Origin of the sequence: Micromonospora sp. KC723, assembly GCF_004348595.1 — a bacterium.
In the GTDB taxonomy this organism is placed as follows: domain Bacteria; phylum Actinomycetota; class Actinomycetes; order Mycobacteriales; family Micromonosporaceae; genus Micromonospora.
In genome coordinates this window covers 1-6,744 of record NZ_SMKD01000211.1, presented here as the reverse complement: position 1 = coordinate 6,744, position 6,744 = coordinate 1, and the positions used below count along the sequence as shown (strand labels likewise).

Genomic DNA, 6,744 nt, shown 5'->3' with positions numbered 1-6,744 from the left:
GCGCAAGACCGCCCTGACCGCCATCACCCTCACCGCCACCGCCGGCGGCATCGCCGCCCCCGCGCTGGCCGCCCACGCCGCCCCCACCGACAAGCCCGTGCAGACCGAGCGCAGGCCCGGCGGCGAACGACAGCTCAAGGTCGACTACGAGGCCCAGCCCAACTTCTACTACTGCGGCCCCGCCGCCGCCCGTAACGCCCTGTCCGTGCAGGGCAAGGACATCAACGTCGACGACATGGCCAAGATCATGGGCACCACCGAGAACGGCACCAACAGCATCAACGACATCACCCCCGTCCTGAACAAGGAAACCGGCAAGGACGCCTACCACAGCGTCGAGATCAAGACGCCGAAGGCCGACGACAAGCAGACCGACACGATGCGCGCCGACATCGTCGCCGCCATCGATGACGGCCGGGGCGTCGTGGTCAACATCGCCGGCACCGCCACCGACACCGACGGCGGCGTGCACTCCTTCGAAGGCGGGCACTACATCAGCGTCACCGGCTACCGCGACGGCGGGAAGATCGTGACCATCGCTGACTCGGCCAACCCGGCCACGGCCAGCTACCAGATCGACATCGGCACCCTCGCCGACTGGGCCGCCACCCGCGGCTACTCCCACTGACCCACCCACCCGAGAGGCCGACCCCATCCGGGGTCGGCCTCTCGGCGTACCCGGCGTCTCAGCCGCCCGAGTCGGCCAGCTCGGCGCCCTCGGGGACGGTGTCGTCGTCCCGGCTGGCCAGCCAGCCGTCGGGCAGGAAGACCTTGCCCGGGGAGTTGGTCCGCCCACGCGGTTGGCCCAGCGCCTCCACCGGGAACGGCACGGTCGGGTCGAGCTTGCCGAGCAGGTCGTCGAGCTGGGCCAGGCTCTCGACCATCGCCAACTCCCGGCGCAGCTCGCCGCCGACCGGGAAGCCCTTCAGGTACCACGCGACGTGTTTGCGGAAGTCGGTGCAGCCGTCCCGCTCGCCGCGGGCCGGGGTGCGTGCCCCGGCGCGGAACTGGTCGACCAGCAACTCGGCGTGGCGGCGCATGGTCACCGCGACCTCCCCGAGGGCGGGCAGCCGTCGCTCGGGGCGGCCGTCGAACGCGGCCTCCAGGTCGGCGAAGAGCCACGGCCGGCCCAGGCAGCCACGGCCGATCACCACCCCGTCGACGTTGGTGTGCGCGACCATCCGCAGCGCGTCGTCGGCCTCCCAGATGTCGCCGTTGCCGAGCACCGGCACGTCGAGGGCCTGCTTGAGGGTGGCGATGGCATCCCAGTCGGCGGTGCCCGAGTACCGCTGGGCGGCCGTACGCCCGTGCAGGGCGACCGCCACCACACCGGCGTCCTGCGCGGCGAGCCCCGCCTCGACGTACGTCAGGTGGTCGTCGTCGATGCCCTTGCGCATCTTCACGGTCACCGGCACCCCCGCGGGCGACGCCGCGTCCACGGCGGCCCGCACCAGCCGGGCGAAGAGCCGCCGCCGCCAGGGCAGCGCCGAGCCGCCGCCCCTGCGGGTCACCTTCGGCACCGGGCAGCCGAAGTTCAGGTCGATGTGGTCGGCGAGGTCCCTCTCCACCACGATCCGCACGGCGGCGGCGGTGACCTCCGGGTCGGTGCCGTAGAGCTGCAGGCTGCGCGGCTGCTCGTCGGCGCCGAAGGCGATCATGCGGAGCGTCTTCGGGTTCCGCTCGACCAGCGCGACCGTGGTGATCATCTCGCAGACGTAGATGCCACCGCCCTGCTCGCGGCAGAGCTGCCGGAAGCCGACGTTGGTGATGCCGGCCATCGGGGCGAGCACCACCGGCGGCCACACCTGGTGCCGCCCGAGGGTGAGCGGGCGGCGGACGACGGGAGCGGCGGGACTGGTCACGTACCCAAGAATCCCACGCCCGCGACGGTGGCCCGGCCGCCGGGTAACCGGCCGACGCCGCGATGGTGAACGAACTCGCACTGCGACGGCGACCGGCGTGCGGTCAGTACGTGTCAGGATTGGACAGGATCAGGCCGGAGACGTCCACGATGACCGACGTGGCGGCGTTCACCCAGATGGTGAAGCAGTAGTGACGACCATCGAGGGCGCGCAGCTGCACCTCTGCCAGGTTGGACAGGATTTGGTTGGGCCCCCACCAGTTCAGCGATGACGTCGACGGCCGCCCGGAGATCGATGCGGGGTAGGCGCTCAGCACGCCTGCCGAGACGGTGCCGGCCACGGTCAGGTTGACGTAGACGCCCACGGCCCGACCGGTCGACGCCACCGACAGGTTGCTCAACGACAGGTGGATGAAGCTGTTCGCCCGCAGCCTGCCGGTGCTGTCGACACTGCTCCGCCCGGCCGCGATGTACTGGTCGTAGATGGTCGACGACGGCACGGCCCGGGTGTCCAGGATCCGCTTGGGCTGGATCGCCACCGTCCGGTTCGCCCACCGGGAGGTGCTCACGTACTGCTTGGTACCGGCCTTGCCGCCGATCACCAGGTCACCCTCGTGGGTGTAAGCGAGCGAGCCGGTGGGCAGATCCGTAGGCACATCCTGGTCGAAGACGGGCATAATCTGCAGTGCCGGCCGGCCGGCCGGCGGGTTCAGCGCCAGGGTGGGGCTGGCCGAGGAGCCACCGACCAGCACCGTTTCCGCCGTGCCGGCGTCGTTGTTGACCGCACCCATGATCACCGGATCGCCGGCGGCGGCGCTGGCCGGCGAGGCGACGACTGCCGCCGCGCCGACGCCGACGCCCGCAACCACTCCGCTTCTGATGATCTGCCGGCGGGTCGTCGCCGCGCTCGTCTCGTCCGTGGTCATGCTGTTCTCCTCGGTCCCGTGGTCACGCACCGGCCTGCACCGCTCGCTTGCCCCGCTCTGCGTTTTCCTTGATCACCTGAACCCGCACCCCGTCGCCGCCGGAGAGGGTCTTCGGGTTGTTGATGACGGCGGACTCAGGATGGAACACCAGGAGCCCGGTCACGTCGAGGATCACCGCCGCAGCACTCTTCTGCACGTAGATCGCCACGACGTCCTCGTAGTACTCGCCGGCGGCAGTCTCGTAGGCACCGAGCTGGGTGATCACGCCGTTGGAGAGGAGTTGCCCCGGGCCGAACCAGTTGATGGTGGACGCGTTCGGGAGATCGCCCCGGCCGAAGACGGTGGCGAAGCCGCCCTTCTCGGTCTTGGCGACCGTGATGTTGCCGATCATGCCGTCGCCGTAGTTCACGATGTCCCGCAGGTGGACCACCAGAAAGGTGTCGGCGGTCGCCCGGCCCTGCGAATCGATCCGCCCGCCGCCCTCCAGCAGCCGGGCCCGACCGGCCGGACTACGGGTGTCGAGAACGCGGGTCGGCGGGATCGGCACCAGCATAGTGGCGTTGGCGGTGGTGAGCGCCTCGTGCTTCCGGTGCTGCCCTGACTGATCGATGATCACGCCGAGGCCAGCGGTCGTGGGGTAGACACCCCCGGTGACGGTCCGCGTCACCTCCTGCCGCTTCAGGTGCAGACTCGCACCCGCGTCGTTCTGTAGTACGAGCGTTGCCGCTCCGTCCGGCGCCGCGTTGGTGATGGTGGTGCACCAGCCCTCATTGACCTGGCCGATGCTGACCGGGTCACCGGTGTCGGCGCTGGCCTGAGCGGCGTTGACGGCACTCACGGCGGTGGCGGCGACGGCCGCGCCACCGGTGACGGCGGCGCGGCGGATCAGGCTGCGACGCGACGCGGACCGGTCAGAGGCTGACGAACTCATCTCGTTCCCCCGTGGGATACGTGGAAGGGCTGGGACTGGTGGTCACGGGCAGCCGTGACCGGTAGAGCGCGGAAAACACCAGATCCGCCTACGCCTGGCCGGACACGATCTGGCTGGGATGACCGACCAACAGGCTCGTCAGGTCCACGATCACGTGCGTCGGCGAAGACGTCGCCTGGATCGTGATCACATTTCGGAAGGCACCACTGGCGCCCAGCCTGGTGAAGAGGAAGTTGGAGAGGATCTGACCGGACGTCCACCAGTTCACCGTGGAAGCCGTGGGCTTCGTGCCGCCACCCCAGACGGTGAGGAAACCGGGACCGGTCATGCCGACAACGGTGACATTGCCCTTCATGGCGTAGCCGTTCTGCACGTACTCGTCCAGGGCCACCACGATCGGACCGCCCGGCTTCAGCTTGCCAGTCGCCGGGTCGAGGTTGGCGCCGCCGGCGACGATCCGACGGCGGAGGTCCGGATCTCGGGTGTCCAGCACGCGCACCGGCCTCATGGCCACCGACATGGTCGCCCATTCCGAGGTCCACGCCCAACCGTTCGTAGCACCATCATCACTGTCGGTGCCCGCGCGAACAAACAGGTCACCCTGGTCATCGACGGCCAGCGTGCCCACCTCGGATTCGAGCACCTGCGGATACAGGTTCGAGCTCGGCGCCAGCCGCAACGCCACTCCCTCGGTGTTGTTCAGCGAAAGCGCGGCGATGCCCTCGCTGGCGTTCAGCGTGGTGGTCTGGACGCCAGCGTCATTGGTCGTACCCATGATCAGGCTGTCGCCCGGCGCGGCCTGTGCGGCGGCGGGTAGGCCCCCGGCGGCGGCGACACCCGCGCCGGCCGTGGTGGTGGCGACCGTGGCGGCGCGGCGTAGCAGTCGCCGCCGCTGCGGGTCGTGGTCATGTGGCGACTGGGTCATGCGGACACCCCCGTGATGAGATCAACGCCGGGAATGCTCGCACGAGATCACGCACCGCTCAACCACCGGTCGGGCAACGGACGGCGGCCGACACGGCGACGGCCCCCGCCCCGCTCGCGCGGGAACGGGGGCGCCGGTGATCCGAGCTCAGCAGCCGGGCAGGCGCTCGATCAGGTACCGCTCGACCTGGTCCAGGGCGACCCGCTCCTGGGCCATGGTGTCCCGGTTGCGCACCGTCACCGCGTCGTCGTCGAGGGTGTCGAAGTCGACGGTGACGCAGAACGGGGTGCCGATCTCGTCCTGCCGACGGTAGCGGCGGCCGATCGCCTGCGAGTCGTCGAACTCCACCACCCAGCGCTTGCGCAGCTGCGCGGCCAGCCCCTTCGCCTTCGGCGAGAGCGCCTCGTTGCGGGACAGCGGCAGCACCGCCACCTTGACCGGGGCCAGGCGTGGGTCGAAGCGCATCACCGTGCGCTTGTCCACCCCGCCCTTGGTGTTGGGGGCCTCGTCCTCGTCGTACGCCTCCAGCAGGAAGGCCAGCACCGCGCGGGTGAGGCCGGCGGCCGGCTCGATGACGTACGGCGTCCAGCGCTCGTTCTTCGTCTGGTCGAAGTACGACAGGTCGACGCCCGAGTGCTTGCTGTGCGTGGACAGGTCGAAGTCGGTGCGGTTGGCCACGCCCTCCAGCTCGGCGAACTCGCTGCCGCCGAACTGGAACCGGTACTCGATGTCGACGGTGCGCTTGGAGTAGTGGGAGAGCTTCTCCTTCGGGTGCTCGTAGAAGCGCATGTTCTCCGCCGACAGGCCCAGGTCGAGGTACCAGTTCCAGCGCTCCTGAAGCCAGTACTCGTGCCACTGCTCGTCGGAGCCGGGCTCGACGAAGAACTCCATCTCCATCTGCTCGAACTCTCGGGTGCGGAAGATGAAGTTGCCCGGGGTGATCTCGTTGCGGAACGACTTGCCGGTCTGCGCGATGCCGAACGGCGGCTTCTTGCGCGCGGCGGTCGCCACGTTGTTGTAGTTGACGAAGATGCCCTGGGCGGTCTCCGGGCGCAGGTAGTGCAGGCCCTCGTCGCTCTCCACCGGGCCGAGGTATGTCTTCATCAGGCCGTTGAACATCCTCGGCTCGGTGAAGGTGCCCTTGTTGCCGCAGTTCGGGCAGTTCAGCTCCGACAGCGAGGTCAGCGGCTTGCCGTGCTTCTCGGCGTACGCCTCCTCCAGGTGGTCGGCGCGGAACCGCTTGTGGCAGGACTGGCACTCGGTCAGCGGGTCGACGAACTCGGCGAGATGACCGCTGGCCTCCCAGACCTTACGGGCCAGGATGACCGCCGAGTCCAGACCGACGACGTCGTCGCGCTGCTGGACCATGCTCTTCCACCACTGCCGGCGGACGTTCTCCTTGAGCTCCACGCCGAGCGGACCGTAGTCCCACGCCGACCGGGTGCCTCCGTAGATCTCGCTGGAGGGGAAGACGAAGCCTCGACGCTTGGCGAGGCTGACGACGGCGTCGATACGGTCGGCTGGCATGTTTCCTCCTACGCCGGCTGGCGGTCGGCGGGGACGTGAGGTGGATGGACCGGAACAGTTCGGGACAACGGTACGACCAGCGGCATCCCGAACCCAGGAGAATACCGGGGCCGGATCAGTTGACCCCGCAGACCTCCAGTCCGGCGGTCTGTTGGTCGGGGGCCAGGGTCACCGTCTGGGTCTCCTGCCCGCCGCCGCTGAAGGTCACCTCCACCGGCACGGTGAGGGTGTTCGGGTCGACGGCACCGACCCGGTACGCCGCCACCGCCGGCTCGTCGGTCACCCGGCGGACGAACTGCGCCCGTGACTCGCGCCGCTGGACCGCGTCGCAGAGCGTGTCGTACGCCTTGCCGTACTCCCTGCGCACCAGCGCGCCGTAGTACTCGTCGGTGATCGCCTGACCCTGCTCCTCGGTGGCCCGGATGCTGCTCACGCTCAGCGCGACCAGAGCGGTGCCGCCTCCGCCGCAGCAGATCAGCAACGCGAGCGCACCGGCGCCGAGCCCCAGCCAGAGCCGCCTGCGGCCACCCTCGGTGGGGGGGCGGCGAAGGGCGGGGCGACCCCGGGGCCGGAC

General features: G+C 69.8%; 6 protein-coding genes and 1 pseudogene. 1 reads left to right on the top strand and 6 read right to left on the bottom strand.

The features are described from left to right. Nucleotides 1-628: C39 family peptidase (locus E1165_RS27305; RefSeq protein WP_132394584.1), on the top strand; the 628-nt coding region annotated here is incomplete at its 5' end. Nucleotides 629-686: 58 nt separating this feature from the next. Here the strand turns inward: E1165_RS27305 and dusB are convergent. The 6 genes and pseudogenes from dusB to E1165_RS27275 form a co-directional block, all read right to left on the bottom strand. After that, nucleotides 687-1,862: a tRNA dihydrouridine synthase DusB gene (dusB, locus tag E1165_RS27300; RefSeq protein WP_132394583.1), complete on the bottom strand. Its 1,176-nt coding sequence runs from the start codon at nucleotides 1,860-1,862 to the stop codon at nucleotides 687-689. A gap of 103 nt (nucleotides 1,863-1,965) precedes the next feature. Beyond that, on the bottom strand, nucleotides 1,966-2,787 hold the full coding sequence (locus E1165_RS27295) for a hypothetical protein (RefSeq protein WP_132394582.1): 822 nt from the start codon (nucleotides 2,785-2,787) through the stop codon (nucleotides 1,966-1,968). Nucleotides 2,788-2,809: 22 nt separating this feature from the next. Beyond that, nucleotides 2,810-3,718: a hypothetical protein gene (locus E1165_RS27290; RefSeq protein ID WP_132394581.1), complete on the bottom strand. Its 909-nt coding sequence runs from the start codon at nucleotides 3,716-3,718 to the stop codon at nucleotides 2,810-2,812. A gap of 88 nt (nucleotides 3,719-3,806) precedes the next feature. After that, the gene (locus E1165_RS27285) at nucleotides 3,807-4,643 is read right to left on the bottom strand and encodes a hypothetical protein (RefSeq protein ID WP_132394580.1); all 837 of its coding nucleotides are present in this window, start codon (nucleotides 4,641-4,643) and stop codon (nucleotides 3,807-3,809) included. Between the two features lie 147 nt (nucleotides 4,644-4,790). Beyond that, a complete protein-coding gene (locus tag E1165_RS27280) occupies nucleotides 4,791-6,170 on the bottom strand; it encodes a glycine--tRNA ligase (RefSeq protein ID WP_132394579.1) in 1,380 nt (459 codons plus the stop codon). Nucleotides 6,171-6,285: 115 nt separating this feature from the next. Beyond that, nucleotides 6,286-6,744 (bottom strand): annotated as a pseudogene (locus E1165_RS27275) (hypothetical protein); the annotation flags it as partial.